Annotated in this window: 14 protein-coding genes; 6 read left to right on the plus strand and 8 right to left on the minus strand. The window is 70.5% G+C overall.

Annotated features, from left to right (window positions below):
- Positions 1 to 438: 438 nt before the first annotated feature.
- Entirely contained in the window at positions 439 to 1635 is a 1197-nt protein-coding gene (locus V5O40_RS21835) for a PucR family transcriptional regulator (RefSeq protein WP_332907194.1), read from the minus strand.
- 153 nt (positions 1636 to 1788) lie between these two features.
- On the opposite strand from V5O40_RS21835, the gene V5O40_RS21840 reads away from it, so the two are divergent.
- The 3 genes from V5O40_RS21840 to V5O40_RS21850 all read left to right on the plus strand — a co-directional run bounded on the left by V5O40_RS21840 (position 1789) and on the right by V5O40_RS21850 (position 7560).
- The gene (locus V5O40_RS21840; protein ID WP_332907195.1) at positions 1789 to 4062 is read left to right on the plus strand and encodes an aminotransferase class III-fold pyridoxal phosphate-dependent enzyme; all 2274 of its coding nucleotides are present in this window, start codon (positions 1789 to 1791) and stop codon (positions 4060 to 4062) included.
- A gap of 4 nt (positions 4063 to 4066) precedes the next feature.
- The gene (locus V5O40_RS21845) at positions 4067 to 5659 is read left to right on the plus strand and encodes a xylulokinase (protein ID WP_332907196.1); all 1593 of its coding nucleotides are present in this window, start codon (positions 4067 to 4069) and stop codon (positions 5657 to 5659) included.
- A 206-nt stretch (positions 5660 to 5865) separates the two neighbouring features.
- Positions 5866 to 7560: a hypothetical protein gene (locus V5O40_RS21850; protein WP_332907219.1), complete on the plus strand. Its 1695-nt coding sequence runs from the start codon at positions 5866 to 5868 to the stop codon at positions 7558 to 7560.
- 27 nt (positions 7561 to 7587) lie between these two features.
- Here the strand turns inward: V5O40_RS21850 and V5O40_RS21855 are convergent, their stop codons facing one another.
- From V5O40_RS21855 to V5O40_RS21870, 4 genes are all read right to left on the minus strand, one after another.
- Complete coding sequence (locus V5O40_RS21855; RefSeq protein ID WP_332907197.1) at positions 7588 to 9066, minus strand: cation:proton antiporter domain-containing protein; 1479 nt, start codon at positions 9064 to 9066, stop codon at positions 7588 to 7590.
- A gap of 49 nt (positions 9067 to 9115) precedes the next feature.
- Positions 9116 to 9343, minus strand: a complete 228-nt coding sequence (locus V5O40_RS21860) for a potassium transporter TrkA (RefSeq protein WP_269741436.1) — start codon at positions 9341 to 9343, stop codon at positions 9116 to 9118.
- Between the two features lie 65 nt (positions 9344 to 9408).
- Complete coding sequence (locus V5O40_RS21865) at positions 9409 to 10542, minus strand: cupin domain-containing protein (protein ID WP_332907198.1); 1134 nt, start codon at positions 10540 to 10542, stop codon at positions 9409 to 9411.
- A 343-nt stretch (positions 10543 to 10885) separates the two neighbouring features.
- Entirely contained in the window at positions 10886 to 12340 is a 1455-nt protein-coding gene (locus V5O40_RS21870) for a glycoside hydrolase family 43 protein (RefSeq protein ID WP_332907199.1), read from the minus strand.
- Between the two features lie 220 nt (positions 12341 to 12560).
- Between V5O40_RS21870 and V5O40_RS21875 the strand changes: the two genes are divergently transcribed.
- The gene (locus tag V5O40_RS21875; protein WP_332907200.1) at positions 12561 to 13094 is read left to right on the plus strand and encodes a GNAT family N-acetyltransferase; all 534 of its coding nucleotides are present in this window, start codon (positions 12561 to 12563) and stop codon (positions 13092 to 13094) included.
- Between the two features lie 9 nt (positions 13095 to 13103).
- Positions 13104 to 13673: a hypothetical protein gene (locus V5O40_RS21880; protein WP_332907201.1), complete on the plus strand. Its 570-nt coding sequence runs from the start codon at positions 13104 to 13106 to the stop codon at positions 13671 to 13673.
- A gap of 100 nt (positions 13674 to 13773) precedes the next feature.
- Here the strand turns inward: V5O40_RS21880 and V5O40_RS21885 are convergent, their stop codons facing one another.
- The gene (locus tag V5O40_RS21885; RefSeq protein ID WP_332907202.1) at positions 13774 to 14280 is read right to left on the minus strand and encodes a DUF6624 domain-containing protein; all 507 of its coding nucleotides are present in this window, start codon (positions 14278 to 14280) and stop codon (positions 13774 to 13776) included.
- Positions 14281 to 14463: 183 nt separating this feature from the next.
- Positions 14464 to 16122, minus strand: coding sequence for an arginine--tRNA ligase (gene argS, locus V5O40_RS21890; protein ID WP_332907220.1), 1659 nt, complete (start codon positions 16120 to 16122; stop codon positions 14464 to 14466).
- A gap of 473 nt (positions 16123 to 16595) precedes the next feature.
- Here argS and V5O40_RS21895 point away from each other — a divergent pair, with 473 nt between their 5' ends.
- A complete protein-coding gene (locus V5O40_RS21895) occupies positions 16596 to 18062 on the plus strand; it encodes a hypothetical protein (protein WP_332907203.1) in 1467 nt (488 codons plus the stop codon).
- A gap of 31 nt (positions 18063 to 18093) precedes the next feature.
- Here V5O40_RS21895 and V5O40_RS21900 read toward each other — a convergent pair whose 3' ends face one another.
- Positions 18094 to 18591: a VOC family protein gene (locus V5O40_RS21900; RefSeq protein ID WP_332907204.1), complete on the minus strand. Its 498-nt coding sequence runs from the start codon at positions 18589 to 18591 to the stop codon at positions 18094 to 18096.
- Positions 18592 to 18617 lie beyond the last annotated feature (26 nt).

Raw genomic sequence — 18617 nt, forward strand, 5'->3', positions numbered from 1 at the left:
CTGATCAGCGCCACGGCGCAGGCGGCACCGATGAGCGACCTGAGGCGTCCACGCCTGCGACTTCGTGGTGGGACGGGGACGTTGTTCATGCTTCCTCCTCGTGACGGCTGGCCGCTGGCCAGCAGTGCGCTACGAACCGGCGGCCACGGTGGCTGGTCGGCCACCATCGACAGTCGACGTCGTACCGGGTGGTGGTCTGCCGGTCGATGCGCAACCGGCGGAGTGGGTAGCGACAATCGACGATCATCCAGATTCGTCGATGGCCAACAGTATTGGCGCGTCATCGACGAACAGTCAACAACTTCCGGAAATACTCTCGAAACCTTCTCGCGGCCGCCTGCCGGGCCCAGGGACAGCGTTGGTGCTGGTCAGCGGCAAACGGCCAGCCGACCGCTCCACGAACCTTCAACCGGTCACTACGCCAGGTCAAGGCCGCTGTCAATCGGAAGTTCCAGAGACCTTCCGGATGCCCGTCGGTAGTTGGCTGGTCAGCACCACCAGGAGCTCGAATCGGGCGGTGGGGTCGTCCAGGTCGTCGCCGTACAGCTCACGCAGCCGTTTGAGGCGGTAGCTGACCGTCTGCGGGTGCACGAACAGCTCGGTGGAGACCTCGGCGCGTGAGCCCCAGTGCCGGAGCCAGGCGTGGAGCGTCGCCAGCAGATTCTCCCGCTGCGCCGGACGCAGCCGCGCCAGCGGCGCCAGACGGCGCTCGGTGAGCACCGCCAGCGCCCGCTGTTCGCCACGCAGGGTCAGCGCGGCCAGGTGGTCGTCGACGAAGACCGGTCCGGAGGCCGGTCCGACCAGCCCGGCGGCCAGCTCGGCGAGCCGGACCGCCGCCGGCACCTGCGGCCAGGCCAGGTCCGGGCCGACCACCACCGGCCGGCCGGCGAACGCCTCGGTCAGTGCGGCGCGGGTCGCCCGGGTGCCGGCCCGCAACAGCAGCACGGCGTCGCGACCACGCTCGATGACCAGCCCGTCCGGGCCGTACCGGAACCGCGCGTCACGGGCCTGGTCCGGTGGCAGCAGGACCGGCACCACCGCGTCCAGGTCGGCCCAACCGATCCGGGCCGCCGCCGACTCGACGGCGCTGGGCAGTCCGTCGCCGCGCAGCAGCAGCTCGGCGAGGTGCCGACGGCGGTCCCCCTCCCCGGCCTGCTCCCGCAGTTGCAGGGCGTACCCGTCGGTGCTCGCCACGGCCAGTTCGGCGATGTACGCGCTCACCGCGTCCGAGAGGTCGATCAGTTCCTCCGGCTCGACCGGGCGCAGCCGGGCCAGGGACCGTGACGCCGTACGCAGCAGCAGCCGTGCCGCCATCCGTAGCGCGGCCAGCAGCGCCTCCGGTCCCCGGTCCTCGCGGGCCTCGGCGGCGCCCAACCCGACGAACACCTCGCGGAACCGGGGCGGCAGTGCCGGCTCCCCGGTGCCGACGAGATCGAGGAAGCGGTCGAGCGCCACCTGCACGGCGGTGTGTACGTCCCGGGTGAACTTGTCGTCGGCGATGCCGGCGAAGGCCGGGGTGGCCTCGGTGACGGCGCCCGCGACGGCGGCCACCGTGTCCGGCAGCTGCGGGCGCATCGCGGCGGCCAGATCGGCGGGCAGGTGTCGCCAGGGCGTCGCGGAGACAGGCGCGCTCACCGGGCGATTTTGTCACGACGGAATAAGAAGTGCGGTGATTCTCGCTGCCGACGGAACGGTGTTTCGACCCTCCCGGCCACGCGACGATGAACCCGACGGGCCGGACGGGGTGTGCACCGACCGGCGGCCGACGAACCGACGGAGGAGAACGCCGTGCAGCACCGCCTGTCCCGCCAGCACGTCGTCGACATGTGCCGCACCATGCTCGCCCGGGGCTACCTGAAGGCCACCGAGGGAAACGTCTCGGTCCGGGTGCCCGGCCACCGGCGGTACGCGGTCACCCCGAGCAACTACGACTACGACCGGATGCGCGTCGAGGACATCTGCATCGTGGACTTCGACGGCCGGCACCTGCCCGACGACTCCGGTGCCGACCTCAAGCCGTCCATCGAGTGCGGGATGCACGCGAACATCTACCGCGAGCGGCCGGACGTCAACGCGATCGTGCACACCCACCAGCCGTACGCCTCGGCGTTGGCCTTCCTGCGCAAGCCGATCCCGGCGCTCACCGACGAGCAGGTGCGCTTCCTGGGCCGGGAGGTGGCGATCATCGACTACGCCCCGTCCGGCACCGGGTTTCTGGCCCGCAACGTGCAGAAGAAGGTGGCCAGTGGGGACAACGCCTTCATCATCGCCAACCACGGGGTGGTCGCCGTCGGCACCGACCCGGACCGGGCGGTGTTCAACATGGCGCTGTTGGAGAAGGTGTCCATCGCCTACCTGCTGGCGCTGACCAGCGAGGCGGGGAAGATCCACACCATCCCGACCGCGATCCGGGAGATCGCCTTCAGCAAGCTGCGGTCCGACGAGAAGCGGATCGCCGCGCAGCTCACCGAGGCGGTGGAGCCGCTGCGGGTACCGGCCGACGAGGAACTGCCCAGCGCCGACGCGGCCGCCGAGGTCGCCGCCGGCACGACCACGAGCAGCGCGCCGACCGCCCCCGGGACCAAGGACGAGGCGGGCGGCGCGGAGTCGGCCCGGCTCGGGTACGCGATCAGTGAGTACCCGGACGTCGACGACGTGATGCGTCGGCTGAAGGCGCTGACCGCCCAGCCGCTGCGCGGGCTGCGCCACGACGCGATGCTCGACGTGCTGAACTACTTCGACACCAAGTGCCGCGCCAGCAAGGAGATCACCGACCGGGCGCGGCGGCGCATTCCCGGCGGGGTGCAGCACAACCTGGCGTTCAACTACCCGTTCCCACTCGCGGTGGACAAGGCCGACGGCGCGTATCTGGTGGACCGGGACGGCAACACCTACATCGACTTCCTCCAGGCCGGCGGGCCGACGATCCTGGGCAGCAACTACGGCCCGGTGAACGAGCGGGTCGCCGAGGTGGTCCGGGACTCCGGGCCGGTGACCGGGCTGTTCCACGAGTACGAGCTGAAGCTCGCCGAGATCATCCACCGGTTCATGCCGCACGTGGAGATGTACCGGTCACTGGGCTCGGGCACCGAGGCGGTGATGGCCGCCGTCCGGGGTGCCCGCGCCTTCACCGGCCGGAAGATGGTGATCAAGGTCGGTGGCGCCTACCACGGCTGGTCCGACACCATGGTCTACGGGCTGCGGGTGCCGGGCACGTACCGGATGAACGCCAAGGGCATCCCCTTCGGGGCGACGGCCCGTACCCGGGAGGCCTTCCCGCACGACCTCGGGCAGCTCAAGCGCAAGCTGATCGAGAACCGGCTGCGCGGCGGCACGGCGGCGGTGGTGGTCGAACCGGTCGGCCCGGAGTCCGGCACCCGGCCCGCGCCGCGCGACTTCAACGCGCGGGTCCGGGAGCTGTGCGACGAGTTCGGCGCGCTGCTGATCTTCGACGAGGTGGTCACCGGCTTCCGGCTCGGGCTGGGCGGCGCGGCCGGCTACTTCGGTGTCACCCCCGACCTGACCGTACTGGGCAAGGCGGTCTCCGGTGGTTACCCGATGGCCGGCGGCGTCGGCGGGCGGGCCGACGTGATGGCGGTCTTCGGTTCCGGGCTGGACGGCAAAAGCGGAGCCCACATCCAGGTCGGCGGCACCCTGTCGGCCAACCCGCTGTCCTGCGCGGCCGGGTACTTCGCCATCGAGGAGATGGCCCGCACCAACGCGCCGGTGATCGCCGGCCGGGCCGGTGACCGGCTGACCCGCGGCCTGCAACGGCTGGTCGACTCGTACGGGCTGCCGTACGTCGCGTACAACCAGGGGTCGATCGTGCACCTGGAGTGCAGCGGCGTGATGCTGTTGGACATGCGCAACCCGGTGAAGCTGTTCAAGGAGAACAAGGCCCGCAAGCGGCTGATGGAGCAGCTGGGCGCCGCCTACACCGCACACGGCATCGTCACCCTGGCCGGCTCGCGGATGTACACGTCGATGGCCGACACCGACGCGGTCATCGACGACGCGCTCGCCCGGTTCGACCAGGTCTTCGCGCTGGTCGAGGGGGTCTGATCCGGTGACCGCCAGCCCGCCGCAGGTCTTCGCGATCGACCTGGGCACCTCGGGTCTGAAGGCGGCGCTGGTCGCCGCCGACGGCACGGTCACCGGCTGGGCCGAGCGGCCGGTCCCGCTGCGGGTGCTGCCCGGTGGGGGCGCCGAACAGGACCCGCTCGCCTGGTGGACGGCGCTCGGCCAGGTCGCCGCCGACCTGGGACGCGGCCATCCCGAGCGGATGCGGGCGGTCGAGGCGGTGTGCGCCTCCACCCAGGGCGAGGGGACCATCGCGGTGGACGCCACCGGCGAGCCACTGACCGCGTGCATCAGCTGGCTCGACATGCGTGGCGCGCCGCACCTGCGACGGCAGTTCGGCGGCTTCCCCGCGTACCAGGGGATGTCGGTGCGCCGGATCGCCCGTTGGCTGCGGCTCACCGGCGGCATGCCCTCACCGACCGGCAAGGACCCCGCCGCCCACATGCTGTTCGTCCGCGACACCATGCCGCAGGTGTACGCGCGCACCGCGACCTTCCTCAACGTGCTCGACTGGATCAACCTGAAGCTCACCGGACGCACCGTGGCCACCGTCGACTCGATCCTGACCTCGTGGGTCACCGACAACCGGCGGCCCGGTGACATCCACTACTCCCCCACCCTGGTCGCCGACAGCGGCGTCGAGGCGGACAAGCTGCCGCCGATCGTCGCCTGCACCGAGGTGATCGGCACCTTGACCCCGGCAGCCGCCGCGCACCTGGGCCTGCCCGCGACGGTGCGGGTGGTCGCCGGGGCGATCGACAACACCGCCGCGGCGATCGGCGCCGGCACCACCGGCGACCGCGAGCCGCACCTGTACGTCGGTACCTCGTCCTGGATCGCCGCCCACGTGCCCCGCAAGAAGACCGACGTCGCCGCCGGCATCGCCTCGGTGCCCTGCGCGATCGGTGACCGCTACCTGATGACCGCACTGCAGGCCACCGCCGGCGCCAACCTGACCTGGCTGCGGGACAAGGTCGTGGAGTACGACGACCCGCTGCTCGGCGCCGGTCACCTCAGCCGCGACGAAGGCACCATCTTCGACGCCTTCGACACCATCATCCCGACGGTGCCGCCGGGCGCGAACGGGGTGCTCTACACCCCCTGGCTCTACGGCGAACGTGCCCCGGTCGACGACGCGAACCTGCGCGCCGGGTTCTTCAACATCTCGCTCGACACCAACCGCTCGGATCTGCTGCGGGCGGTCTTCGAGGGGGTGGCGTTCAACACCCGCTGGCTGCTCGGCGCGGTGAACCGGTTCCTCGGCACACCGGTCACCTCGATGGCCATCACCGGCGGCGGGGCACTGTCGGACTCGTGGTGTCAGATCTTCGCCGACGTGCTGGGCGTCGAGATCCGCCGCGACGCCCAGCCGCTCGCGGTGAACGTACGAGGGGCGGGCTGGATCGGTGCGGTCGGCACCGACCGGCTCACCTTCGCCGAGATCCCGGCTCTGATGCGTACCGACCGGTTCTTCACCCCGGATCCGGCGCATCGAGCGGGTTACGACGAGATCTTCGACGTCTACCGGACGCTGCACCAGCGGCTGGCCCCGGTCTACCGCCGGCTCAACCGCCACTGACCTGTCGCTCGGAAGTTTCGGTGGCCATCGATGATGGCTTTTCTCCTGCATTCGATGCGACGCTAGACCGTCCGCGTTGGACATCGACAGGAGGAAACGTGCAGGCGATACGTCGGGGGCTGGTCGGAACCTCGTCCGCTGATCGCCGCCAGCCCGACCCGGAGCAGGCAGGATCGCAGGCCCAGCCCCGTCGCGGACCGGGCGTCGTGCGGGCGGCATCGCGTCTGCTGCGTCACGAATGGACGGTGGCGACGATCGCCAGCGTGGTCGTGGCGGTCGTCCTCACCTGGCCGACGCTCAAGCAACCGTGGACGACCATCCCGGGCGACATCGGCGATCCCCCGTTGCAGGCGTGGCAGGTGGCCTGGGCCGGGCACGCGCTGGTCACCGACCCCCTCAGCCTCTGGCACTCCAACACGTTCTTCCCGAATCTGTACACGTACGCCTACACCGACATCGTGCTCGGATACGCACCGGCCGGCCTGTTCGGCCACGGCGTGGCGGCGGCCATCTTCCGCTACAACCTGCTCTACGTGTTCGCCCACGCACTCGCCTGCTTCGGGGCGTACGCCCTGGTGCGCCAGCTGGGCGGCATCCGGACGGCGGCGGCCGTGGCCGGCGTCGCCTGGGCCTTCGCGCCGTGGCGGCTCGCGCACAGCGGCCACCTGAACATCCTCTCCATCGGCGGCGTCGCACTGTGCCTGGCGATGCTGGCTCGCGGCCACGGCTGGTCCCTGCGCGACGGTCACCGACCGGAACTGCACCGCCCCGGATGGATCCTGGCCGGCTGGCTGGTCGCCGCCTGGCAGCTGACCCTGGGCCTGGCGATCGGCCTGCCGCTCGCGTACTTCCTGGCCGGCACCGTGCTCGTGGTCCTGGCGGCGGTCGGCTGGGCCCGCTGGCGGACCGGCACCTGGCTGTTGGGACGCCGGGTGGTGCTGGCCAACCTGCTCGGCGGTGTCGTCTTCGGAGCGGTGTTGATCTGGTTGGGCACCACCTTCCTGCGGGTGGTGGAGCTGAACCCGGAGGCGAACCGGGACCTGTCCTGGACGGAGATGTTCTCCCCTCCCCTGCGGGGATACTTCGTCGCGCCCGCCGACTCGTGGCTGTGGGGCGACCACTTCGCCGCCGCCCGCGCCCAGCTGTCCTGGCCGCCGGAGATGGCGCTGCTGCCGGGCGTCACGTTGATCGTGCTGGCCGTGGCCGGGCTGAGCTATTCGACCTTCCGGGTGCGCCACCGGGTGCTGCTCGGGCTCGGCGTGCTGGTCAGCGGCGCACTCGGGCTCGGCACCAACCTCGTCGGTCAGGGCGATCCGGGATACCTGACCCTGTCGCGGCTGCTGCCCGGATGGGACGCGCTGCGGACGCCGGGGCGGCTGATGGTGTGGACGAGCCTGCTGCTCGCAATCCTGGCCGCAGGGGCGATAAGCGAGTTCGGCCGGAATCGCCCCAGGCTCGGGTGGCCGAGGTCGGTGAGCGCGGTCGCGCTCCTGCTGCCCCTGGTGCTGGTCCTGGTGGAGGGCGTCAACCGGACGCCGCACCCCACCGTGCCGACCGCCCCGCCGGCGCTGCGGGCGGCGACCGAACCGATCCTGGTCCTGCCCAGCAACGGGGTGGCCGAATCCGACATCATGCTCTGGACCACCGACGGATTTCCCCGCGTCGCCAACGGTTCGGTGACCTTCCTGCCGGCCAATCAGCAGCAGATCCGCACGGTGACCACGACCTTTCCCGATCCGGTCAGCATCACGTTCCTGCGGCAGGTCGGCATCCGGTCGGTGGTCGTCCTGCCGGACCGGCTCGCCGGGACGCCCTGGGACGGCCTGCCCACCCGACCGGTCGACGGCCTCGGCATCACCCGGGAGGAGATAGCCGGCGCGTTGGTGTACCGCCTCGACTGAGGCGGGCCGACGCGAGCGTACCGCCCGTCACTCCCGGGTGGCGCCCATCGGCTCGCGGACCAGGGCACCGTCGATGTAGCAGTACCGCCAGTCCTCGCCCTCCTCCAGCGACCGGATCAACGGATGGCCGGTCTGCCGGTAGTGCTCCTCCGCGTGGTTGTTCACCGAGTCGCTGCAACAGCCCACCGCGCCGCAGGTCAGACACATCCGCAACTGCACCCAGTCGTCACCGCTCTCGACGCACTGCGGGCACGCCTCGGCGTCGGACTCGGTGATGTTGATCCGGTCGAGGTGGGTGCAGGCGGTGCTGATGGTCTCCTCACGCACGTACCGCCAGCTGGAGTGCAGCAGCCGGTCCGGGATGATCCGGGCCAGGTAACGCGAGTTCGCCGCGAGCAGGGGGCTCACCACGGCCAGGATCAGCACGTACAGGGCGATGAACGGGCCGAGTCGCCCGTCCAGGCCGGCCGCGATGGCCAGCGTGGCCAGGATCAGCGAGAACTCGCCCCGGCCCAGCACGGTCAGGCCGACGTTTGCGGCGCCGCGCTGGTTGAGCCCGAACAGCCGGCCGGCGATCAGGCCGGCCAGGACGTTGGTCACGATGGTCATCAGTACCGCCAGCAGCACCGGCAGCGCCACCGAGCCGAAGTCGCCGACGTCGATGGTCAGCCCGAACACCAGGAAGAAGACCGCCGCGAAGACGTCGCGCAGCGGCAGCACCAGGCGTTCGACCCGCTCGCGCAGGGGGGTACGGGCGATCACCAGACCGATCATCAGCGCGCCGATCGCGTCGGAGACCCCGATCTCGGCCGACACCCCGGCGACCAGCACGACCAACCCGACCATGAGGATGGCCAGCAGTTCGTCCTCGTTGCTGTCGATCACCTTGCCGATCAGCCGGGCACCGAAGCGCGCCACGGCGAAGAGCACCACCAGGTAGGCGAAGCTCAGGCCGATGCGCAGCACCAGTTCCCCGGCGGACCCGGCACCGGACAGCAGCGGTGACAGCAGCGCCAGGTACAGGGCGAGGAACAGGTCCTCGATCACGATGATGCCGAGGATGACCGGCGTCTCCGCGTTGGCCAACCGGCGGAACTCGATGAGCAGTTTCGTCACGATCGCCGAGGAGGAGATGCCGAGCGCACCGGCGATCACGAACGCCTCGTACCCGCCCCAACCGAGGGCGAAGCCGAAGAGCAGGCCGGCACCGACGTTGAGACCGATGTACGAGCCGGCGGCGACGAACAGCCGCTTGCCGCTGCCGAGTACCTGGTCGACCGGGAACTCGACGCCCAGATGGAACAGCAGCAGCACCAGGCCGAGGGAGGCGAGCAGGCTCAGGTCCTCGGGATGAGCGATCAGCACCGGACCGGGGGTGCCGGGCCCGAGCAGGATGCCCGCGAGCATGAAGAACGGCACGGTGGGCAGGTTGATCCGGCGACCCGCACGGGCCAGCAGGCCCGCGATCAGTACGAGGGCCCCGAAGCCCACGAGGTCAGCATGCACGGTGAGGACTCCTGGAGCGGACTGAACGAGGACGTACGACGCGGAACGACTACTCGGAGAAGTATGTGCCGGCCAGCAGGGCGCCCACCTTACGCGCCTGCTCCTCCGACATCTCGATCACGGCGACCGGATCGTCCTTGCCCGAGGCGAAGACGTACAGGTCACGGGTCCCGTCGCGGCGTACCACCACCGAGATCCGCTGGGTGTTGCTGCCCAGGTCGACGTCGTACCGCTTGCCGATACCCGGTAGTTCCTGCACGTATATCCCTTTACCCATGGCCCCTCCCCGCTGCGCGCTCCGGAATCTCTGCGCAATGGTACGAGGCGTCCGGCGCCCGACGGCTAGATGACCACCTGCTTGGTCTGCGGCAGCGCGTCGACCAGGGACCGGGACACGTCTATCGTGTCGGAAACGACCTCGTGGGGAGTGTTCGCCAGCCACTGCATCACCGAGATGTCCTCGAACCGGGGGTGGCGGAACATCTCCAGGAAGACCAGCGGCTCGTCGCCGGTGTTCTCGATGTAGTGCCCGTAGGCGAACGGCACGTAGCCGACGTCGCCGGCCTGGAAGTCGAAGGTGCGGGCGGCGGCCGAGGCGGCGAAGACGCCCATCCGTCCCCGGCCGGAGATGTAGTACTGCCATTCGTCGGTGGTCGGGTGCCAGTGCAGCTCCCGCATCCCGCCCGGTTCGACCTCGACCAGAGCGGCGGCGGTGGTGGTCGAGGCGGCGAAGTTCGTCGAGTCGGTGACGCGTACGGTCCCGCCGCGGAAATGCTGCGGGGTCTGGGCGAGCATCCGGTGCTTGAAGCTGCGTGGCACGTCTCCGGTCGGGCTAACGACCCGGTCGGTCGACAACGACGGCGGAACGTCCCCGGCGAAGATGTACTTCTCCCGCTGGGCCAGGTCGTCCAACTGGTCGAGGGTCCAGCCGAAGTTCTTCGCCAGCACCGACTTGGGCACGTGGGCGAAGAAGTCGCTCAGCAGGAACGTGTTGTTCTCCGAGAAGCCGCCGTCGTTGAAGACCAGCAGGAACTGCGCGCCGTCCTGCAGCGCCTGGATGTGGTGCGGGATGCCCTGCGGAAAGAACCACAGGTCACCGGCGTGGACGTCCTCGATGAAGTTGCGCCCCTCGTGGTCCACGGCGCTGATCCGGGCGCTGCCACTGAGCATGTACGCCCATTCCGACTCCTGATGCCAGTGGATCTCCCGGTACGCGCCGGGTTCCAGGCCGAACTGGACCCCGGCCAGCTGGGTGGCCACCGGCAGGTCCCGCACGGTGACCTCACGGGTCCAGCCGCCCTTCTCCACCCGGGTGTGCGCCTGCGAGAAGGAGAACTTCAGGTTCGGCACCAGTCGGCTGTCGGTGGTCGGTGGCACCAGCAGATCCGGGTTCTGCCGCTCCAACTCCACGTTGCGGCCGGCGATCGGGGCCGCCCCCTGGTCGCCGCGTCGCGGCTCGGGATCCCGGTCAACCATCGGTCAACTCCTCACGTGCTCCGGACGGGCACCGCGCACCGGCAGCCGCCGCCGGGCGGCGGGTGGCGCGCCACCGACGAATCGGTGTCGTCGCGTGCCCTGATCACGCCGATGGGCGGTGGCAGGCGGGAATGCCCAGGACGGTGCGTCGCAAACGGCGAGGCAACCATGATCGTCCGCAGACGCGCCGACGTGACGCCCACTGGTCGGGCAAACACGGCCGGTCCGCGCTCCGGCATGCCCGGAAGGTCGATTCGTCCGACTCACCCGCACGCGGACCCCGTGGTGATCACCCGGTGCGGATCGGTTGGCGCGATGTCGACCCGCTTCCGCTGACCGACGACTACGAGGTGACGCGGAACGTGGCGTCGGCGCGGGCCTGGGCGTCGTTGATCGGGTCGAGTCGCAGCAGATAGTTGTAGTGCCGGAGGTACCGGTCGGGGTAGTTGTACGACCGGAACGACGACCAGGACGAGTTGGCGAGGCCGGCGACCTGCCGGAAGGTCGCGTCCGCCGCGAAGACCGCGCTGCCGTCGTTGGCCGCCAGCACGAAGTCGAAACCGTAGTGCCGCAGGTAGTGGCCGGGGTAGTTGACCGACTCGAACGACACACCGGCCGCGTCGGCCAGCCCCGGCACCACCCGGAACTGGGCGTCCTGCGCCGGGCTGACGTTCGCGTCGATGCGTACGTCGTAGTTGGCGTGGCGCACGTACCGGTCCTGGTGGGTGTACGCCTGGATCCGGTTGGCCGGCGTGGTGGCGCCCCAGCGCCCCAGCACCGCGCTCTCCTCCGCGGCGGTCAGGTTGAGGATCGAGCCGTGCCGCTTGCGGCTGGCACCCAGCTGGTAGTCCGTGCGGGTCCGGAAGTTGGTGACGCTGCCCAGGTTGGTGGAGGTGACCGGCAGATAGCCACGACCGGTGGCGTACTGGTCGAGCCAGAGCGCCCACTCGTCACGTCCGTTGAACTGCATCCACATCGGCCCTTCGACCACGTTGCCGCCGCCGGTGCCGTTGGAGATGCCCAGGTGGGAGAGGTTGCCCAGCGTCGTCCACGAGCCGAGGATCGAGTTGCTGGCCTCGATGGTGATGTGCCCGTCGGCCGACGCCCGGTAGTAGCGGTAGCCGCCGACGGCGTTCGGCACCTCGACGATCTGGGTGTCGATGATGCCCTGACCGCCGCCGGGTCGTTCGATGTAGAGCTGGGGCGCGGTGAAGCTGCGGAAGTCGCTGGTCCGCACGTACCAGATGCGGTGCTTGGTGACGCCGTCGCGCAGCGAGTTGGTCGCCCAGTAGACGACGTAGTCGCCGGTCGCCGCGTTGTAGATGGCCTCCGGCGCCCAGGCGTTGCCGGCGCCCGGAATGGCTCCCGCGACGTTGATCAGCCAGGGGGCGGACCAGTTCACCAGGTCGCGGGACTCCCAGACCACCAGCGACCTGCTGCCCCGGTTCGCCGCGTCGTTCCACGAGGTGCCGCTGGCGATGCGCAGGTCGGTGGCGACGATCCAGTACCGGTCACCGGCGGGCGAACGGACGATGGAGGGATCCCGCACTCCCCGGGTGCCGATCGTGGACAGCAGCACGGGTGCGCCGTTGTTCAGGTCGCGCCAGGTCAGACCGTCGCGGCTGTGCGCGAAGTAGACCTGCTCGCCGGTGGCCGACTCACCGGTGAAGTGCGCCATCAGGTAGCCGGTGAACGGATCGAGCGCGGCGGCCTCGGCACGCGGCGCCTGCGCCGCCGGCAGCAACAGCAGACACAGGGCGGCGAGCAGGGCACTCGCCCTGGTCAGGACTCTGGACATGCGGCTCTCCGTCCGTCCGGCCCGGCCGACGTTAGCGCTAACATCACGCGCCCGAGCGACCCTGGTCACTGTTTCGGGGGTGTTACGCAGTCTCCGCCTCGAATCGACACCCGTCAAGACGCTTGCCGCCTCGACGGCGACGGCAAGCGCCGGCCGGTCTCCGCATCCGCCGACCCGAAACCTGGGTGACGGTGGACAGCGGCACCGACAGAATGGTCCGGTGCGGATCCGAGCGGTACGCCAGAAGGAACTACCCGTCCTGCGAGGCATCGAGCGCGCGGCCGGCCGACGCTTCCGCGACGTCGGTATGCCACAGATCGCCGACGATGAACCGCTGCCGCTGGACGTACTCGGCGGCTACCAGCAGGCCGGCCGCGCCTGGGTGGCCACCGACGTCACCGACCAGCCGGTCGGCTACCTCATCGCCGATTTCGTCGACGGCAACTTCCACATCGAACAGGTCTCCGTACATCCCGCCGTCGCCGGTCGCGGGATCGGCCGTCAGCTGATCACCCACCTCGCCGACCGGGCGATGGCCGGAGGCATTCCCGCCCTGACCCTCACCACGTTCGCGCACGTGCCCTGGAACGCTCCGTACTACGCCCGCTGCGGCTTCCAGACCCTCGGCGAGCGCGACCTCACCCCGGGCCTGCGGGCCATCCGCCGACGCGAGGCAGCACACGGGCTCGACCGCTGGCCCCGCGTCTGCATGCGCCGGACGCTGTGCCCGCCCGCGGACCGGACGCCGCCCTGAGGGGCGGTTGTGAGCTTCGTGGACCTGCCGGCTCCACGAGGCACACGTTTCGCCGCCACGGGAACTCGCCACCCAATCGGGCGGACACTGCCGCATCGCCTCGTCATACTGGCTGCCGTGTTCGCCCTTGTCGCCGATACTCCCGTCGCAGCCGGTGAGCTGGTCCGCCGAGGGCCAACGCAGTTCGGCCAGGATGTTCCAGGCTGGTCGGTTGCGCCGTACTGCCTGCATGTGCCGGTCGAGCATTTCGTCGCGGTATTCGAACCGGTCTTCGACGCGTTCCTCAACGACGGGCTGGCGGATGTCCGGAACGGTAGCGACGACTGGCCCGAGATCGAGACTCTCGTCGCTGCTGGCTGCCCACCGCTGTCCGAGATACCCATGAGACTGCCAGGATTGCTGGCCGAGATCCTGCGGGAGTCGCTGTACATGGACGTCCTTGACGCACTGTTGCCGCTGAGGCCCGACGCCGCGATCAGGTACCTGGCCAACACCGTCGACCATGTCACCGTCGACCCGGACTGGGTGGCGGTGTGCGGACGAGCCGTTCAAGTACCCGAAGCGACCCCGTCCGGCTGAACCCGGTAGACACCGAGGACTCACCCGCGCGCAGCCAGGGCATCGCGCGGCCGGCAGGACGGCAGCTTGTGGGCGATGCTCGACCACCTCGTCCGGGCGGTCAGTCGAGCGGCTGGTCGTCCGACTCCGCGCAGATCGCGGCCATCTCGTCCAGGTAGGCGGCCAGCGGCTGGAGACCCGCCGTGGCCCGCCGCTCGTCGACACCGGCCTCGTCCCGGATCGGGGTGGCGGGCACCGGTCCGTCCGCACCGCACCGCATCTGCGTCCCGTACGTCTGTGGCTCGCCCTTCGCCACCGCGACCCGATCCTCGAGATAGGCCAGATTGCCGGGAGACGCCTGACCGTCCGCGACGGCTGCCCGAAGCAGTTCGAGCGCCTCCTGTTGGAAGGCGAGATCGAGGTCGGCGTGTTGGGCGATCAACCAGGCCGCGTTCTCGCCGTCCTTGCCGACGAGGTCGAAGGTCGGCCAGCCGTACTCCTGGACGATCTCCTTCAACCGGGCGGTGCGCTGCTCGGGGGTGTCGGTCTGCGGGATTCCTCTCAGCGCCGCCTGGTCACGTTCGAGCATCCCGATCAGCTCGTCGTGCAGCACCTTGTTGAACCCCACGGCCGCCGGCGACGTCGTCGGCGACGCCGATGACTGGGACGGCTCGGCCGAGCGGGGCGAGGACGAGCAGGCGACAAGTGCCGTCAGGACGATCAGCGGAAGCGACGCTCGCCGTAGGACTCTGATGATGCCTCCCCGCCGTTGCACCGTGGTGCCGCCACCCTACCCAAGGTGCGGTCATGGTCACAGGTGGTCAGGGGTGGGGATGCCGAGCAGATGCAGGCCGGTGCGCAGGGTGTCGCCGGTGAGACGGCACAGGGCCAGGCGGTTGCCGCGCCGCGGTCCGGGGGCACGCAGCACCGGGCAGTGCTCGTAGAACGTGGTGAAGGTCTGCGCCAGCCGGTACAGGTAGCCGCAGAGGCGGTGCGGCTCGTGACCGGCGACCACCTCGACGAGGGTGTCGGCGAAGGCGTCGAGGTCGAGGATCAGCGCCCGTTCCGCGGGTTCCAGCGGCGCCGTGACGTCCACTGTGATGTCGCCGTCGGCGCGGGCCAGGATGGACCGGACGCGGGCGTGCGCGTACTGGAGGTAGACGCCGGTGTTGCCGGCCAGCGCCAGCATCCGCTCCGGGTCGTAGACGTAGTCCCGGCTCCGGTTGGTGGCCAGGTCGGCGTACTTCACCGCGCCGATGCCGACCTGCCACGCCCGCTCGTCCAGGGCCGCCCCGGTCAGTCCGGGATTCTTCGCACCGACCACCCCCCGGGCCCGGTCGACCGCCTCGGTGAGCAGGTCGACCAGGCGGACGGTGTCACCGGCGCGGGTCTTGAACGGCCGACCGTCCGGGCCGAGGACGGTACCGAAGGCGACGTGCACGGCGGGTACGGTCGGCGGCAGCCACCCGGCCCGCCGCGCGGTGTCGAAGACCATCCGGAAGTGCCGGGCCTGCCGGGCGTCGACCACGTACAGCAGCCGGTCGGCGTGCAGCTCGACGACGCGTTGCCGCAGCGCCGCCAGGTCGGTCGCGGCGTAGCCGAAACCACCGTCCCGCTTGCGGACGATCAGCGGCGTCGGCTCGCCGTCCGGGCCACGCAGGTCGTCGAAGAAGACGCAGAGCGCGCCGTCGCTGGTCACCGCGACCTTCCGGCGTTCGAGTTCGTCGGCGACGGCGGGCAGCGCGGCGTTGTAGGCGCTCTCCCCCACCGTGTCGGCGTCGGTCAGCCGCACGCCGAGCCGGTCGTAGACGTCGGTGAAGTAGCGGGTCGACTCGGCCACGATGTCCTGCCACGCGGCCACGGTGTTCGGTTCGCCGGCCTGCAACGCCACCACCCGCCGCCGGGCCCGGTCGGCGAACGCGGAGTCGGTGTCGAACTGTGCCCGGGCCAGCCGGTAGAGCGTGGCCAGCCGGCCCATGGTGCCGGTGTCGACCGCTACCGGCTCGGGGTGCTCGACCTGGTACTGGATGAGCATGCCGAACTGGGTTCCCCAGTCGCCGATGTGGTTGCGCCGCACGACGGTGCCGCCGAGGTGTTCCAGGACGCGGACCAGCGCGTCGCCGATGACGGTGGAGCGCAGGTGCCCGACGTGCATCTCCTTGGCGATGTTCGGCTGGGAGTAGTCGATCACGGTGGTGACGCCCGCCTCGGGGGTGCCGACGCCGAGCCGGTCATCGCCCAGCCGGCGGGTGAGCTGCGCCAGCAGCGCCCGGTCGGTCAGCTCGATGTTGACGAAGCCTGGCCCGGCCACCACCGCCGTGGCCACCAGACCGTCCTCGGGCAGGTCGTCGACCACCTCCGCCGCAGCCTGCCGTGGGTTGCGGCGCAGCGTCCGCGCCGCCGCCAACACACCGTCGGCCTGGAAGTCGGCGTGCGCGGAACGGCGCAGCTGCGGCGCCAGGTCGGCCATTCCCCGGCGGGCCGCGGCGGCGGCGACGGAGTCGGACAACGACGAGGCCAGCGAGGGCACGGTCACGGGTACTCCCTGGGACGGGATGAGCGATCGTCACGAGATGTGCCGGCCGCACAGCGGGTGCGGGCACGGCGGAAGGAACGCGCGGGTGAGCGGGACGACTATCGTCGTCGCAGGCGTGAGCGGCGGACGGTGCCGGGCACCCGATCCATCTCCACCGCCTCGAACGCCGGGGCCGCGCGCCGGGCGCGGCCAGATGCCGGAAGTGTACGCGCCGTGCGGTGCGGACGGGGACCGGGTTTGCCCGCCGATGTCGTCGAGGCGTGGGGAAAACCCTGATTCCCTGGCCACGGGCGCTGCCTAGGGTCGATGCCATGGCCCGGCCCCTGGTCCGTGTCGGTGCGGCCGGGTCTGACGCGGCAACTCCGGTGCCGGTGGGTGGCGCCGTCCCGATCCGACGAGGAGTCCCGGTGCGCAAGGTTGTCTCGGCTGTCCTCACCGTGGTCCTCGTGCTGACCGCGTCCGGTTGCGGCGGCCGGTCCCCGGCTGATCCGGCCGCCAACGAGGACCCGTACAGCGAATCAGCGCTGCGCTACGGCATGGCACCGGTGCCCCATCCCGACCTGACGTACCAGCCGGACGTGGTCCTCGTCGGCGGCGGCGGCCGCTCGGTCCGGTCGGTCACCGCCGACGGGTTGACCTGGCGGCTCGACGGTGACGCGCCCCGGGCCGACGACCTGGCGCCCGGGAAGGTCATGTTCGTCACCGGGCGTGGCGTCGGCCGGGTGCTCGACGTCCAGCGCGACGGGGGCGACCTGCTGGTCACCATCGGCCCGGTCACCGTCACCGACGTGATCCGCGACGGCACCCTGGAGCAGCGCGGCATCGCCATCGAGAACCCGGTCGTCTACCAGGCCGGCGAGCCGATCTGGGCGATGTCCGAGGAGGCGGCCGACGCCCTGGACGCCACGCCGACCGGTCGCGCCGGACGCGCCGGGCCGCCGCGGCTCGCCCCGCCGCCGCCCCGGCCGAACCAGCCGCCGCCGGTGCGCGGCGGCGGCGAGGTCAAGACGGTCGTCGCCAACTTCTCCACCGGTGTCAGCCTCAACGACGGCGCGGAGGTCAGCTTCCACTACCACCGCGACGGTACGAAACTGTCCGGGCGGGCCGCGCTGACCTTCGCCACGCCGGAGGCGGACTTCCACCTGAAGATCAGCGGCGGTTCGGTGACCCGGGCTGAGCTGTCGATCAGCGGCGGCTTCGGCATCCGTTACTCGTTCGAGGCCGGTCTGCGGGACGGCCAGAACATCAGAGCGGTGCTGCCCATCCCGGTGGACTTCAGCATCCCGATGGGCACGGTGCTCGGCGTACCGCTGGCGTTGACCATCAGCCAGACGGTGAAGGTGACCACCGCGTTCGGCGCGAAGGTGGGCACGATCAAGGGCAAGGGTGAGTTCTCCCTCGCCGGCTCGCTCGGCTACGGCTACGCCAACGGCACGTTCGGCCCGCAGGTCAGCAAGAACTTCAAGCGAAAAGAGAGTCTGATCAACTCCTTGAGCGGGGTTCCGGTCGGGGTGATGGGTCTGCTCATCGAGCATCAGGTCCGGTTCGACGTCGGGTTCAGCGCGTTCGTGCTCAAGGCCGGCCTGTTCTTCGAGGTGTCGACCGCTTACGGGACGACGATCGGGTCGGCGCTGGGCGCGCCGCTGGCGGTCTGCCGGGGCGTGGGCCTCGGCGTCCGGGCCTCGTACGGCGTCGGCTACACCATCCTGGCCCCGGTGGTGAACGTGATCAACAAGTTCCTCAGCCTGGTGAACATCAGTCCGATCGATCCCTCCGGAAAGCTGGGACCACCGCCGTACGTCATCCACAGCGGCGAGGAGATCATCCCGCCCGGCACCAAGCTCTGCGGCACCCCGAAGCCGGCCGCCGACTGACCCGAGAGTGGGCGGTCCGGACGGGCCACGGTCACCGGTCCGCGTCGCCGCAGGGTGGTGAGCCGGCCGGGTGGGTGCCGAACCCGTCGAGCGCGGCACGCTCGTCGAGCGTACGCAGTTCCTGGAACACGGTGATGTGCAGACCGGCCGGGGCGTCGAGGCGGGCGTTTACCGAGTGCCACGGTGTGGTGGTGGGTGGTGCCACCTGCTCGGCACCGGCGGCGACCAGCCGATCGGTGGTCGCGGCGGTGTCGTCCACCTCGAACGCGACCCGGATACTGGGCGCCACCTGGCGTCCCACCTCGACGTCATCGATCATGCGCTTCTGCGCCGGGTTGGCGATCTCCAGCGTGGCCCGCCCGGCGTCCAGGATCACCACCTGGGCGTCGTCCGCGCCGGAGTACGCGGCCTGCTCGGGCAGGCCGAGCACGTCGCGATAGAACCGCACCGCCGCCTCGTAGTCGTCGGCCTGCACCACCAGCCGCAGCTGGCGGACCCTTGACGTGGACTTCTCGGATGAACTCGTCACTGCCACTCCCCTGTGCGGTCGGGTGG

It is taken from the genome of Micromonospora palythoicola, assembly GCF_036689795.1.
Taxonomy (GTDB): domain Bacteria; phylum Actinomycetota; class Actinomycetes; order Mycobacteriales; family Micromonosporaceae; genus Micromonospora; species Micromonospora palythoicola.

What these genes read in the sequence shown, in the direction of transcription:
- argS (WP_332907220.1), bottom strand. Translation starts at nt 16,122, where the DNA reads ATGGCCGACCTGGCGCCGCAGCTGCGCCGTTCCGCGCACGCCGACTTC.
- V5O40_RS21860 (WP_269741436.1), bottom strand. Translation starts at nt 9,343, where the DNA reads ATGGGTAAAGGGATATACGTGCAGGAACTACCGGGTATCGGCAAGCGG.
- V5O40_RS21870 (WP_332907199.1), bottom strand. Translation starts at nt 12,340, where the DNA reads ATGTCCAGAGTCCTGACCAGGGCGAGTGCCCTGCTCGCCGCCCTGTGT.
- V5O40_RS21865 (WP_332907198.1), bottom strand. Translation starts at nt 10,542, where the DNA reads ATGGTTGACCGGGATCCCGAGCCGCGACGCGGCGACCAGGGGGCGGCC.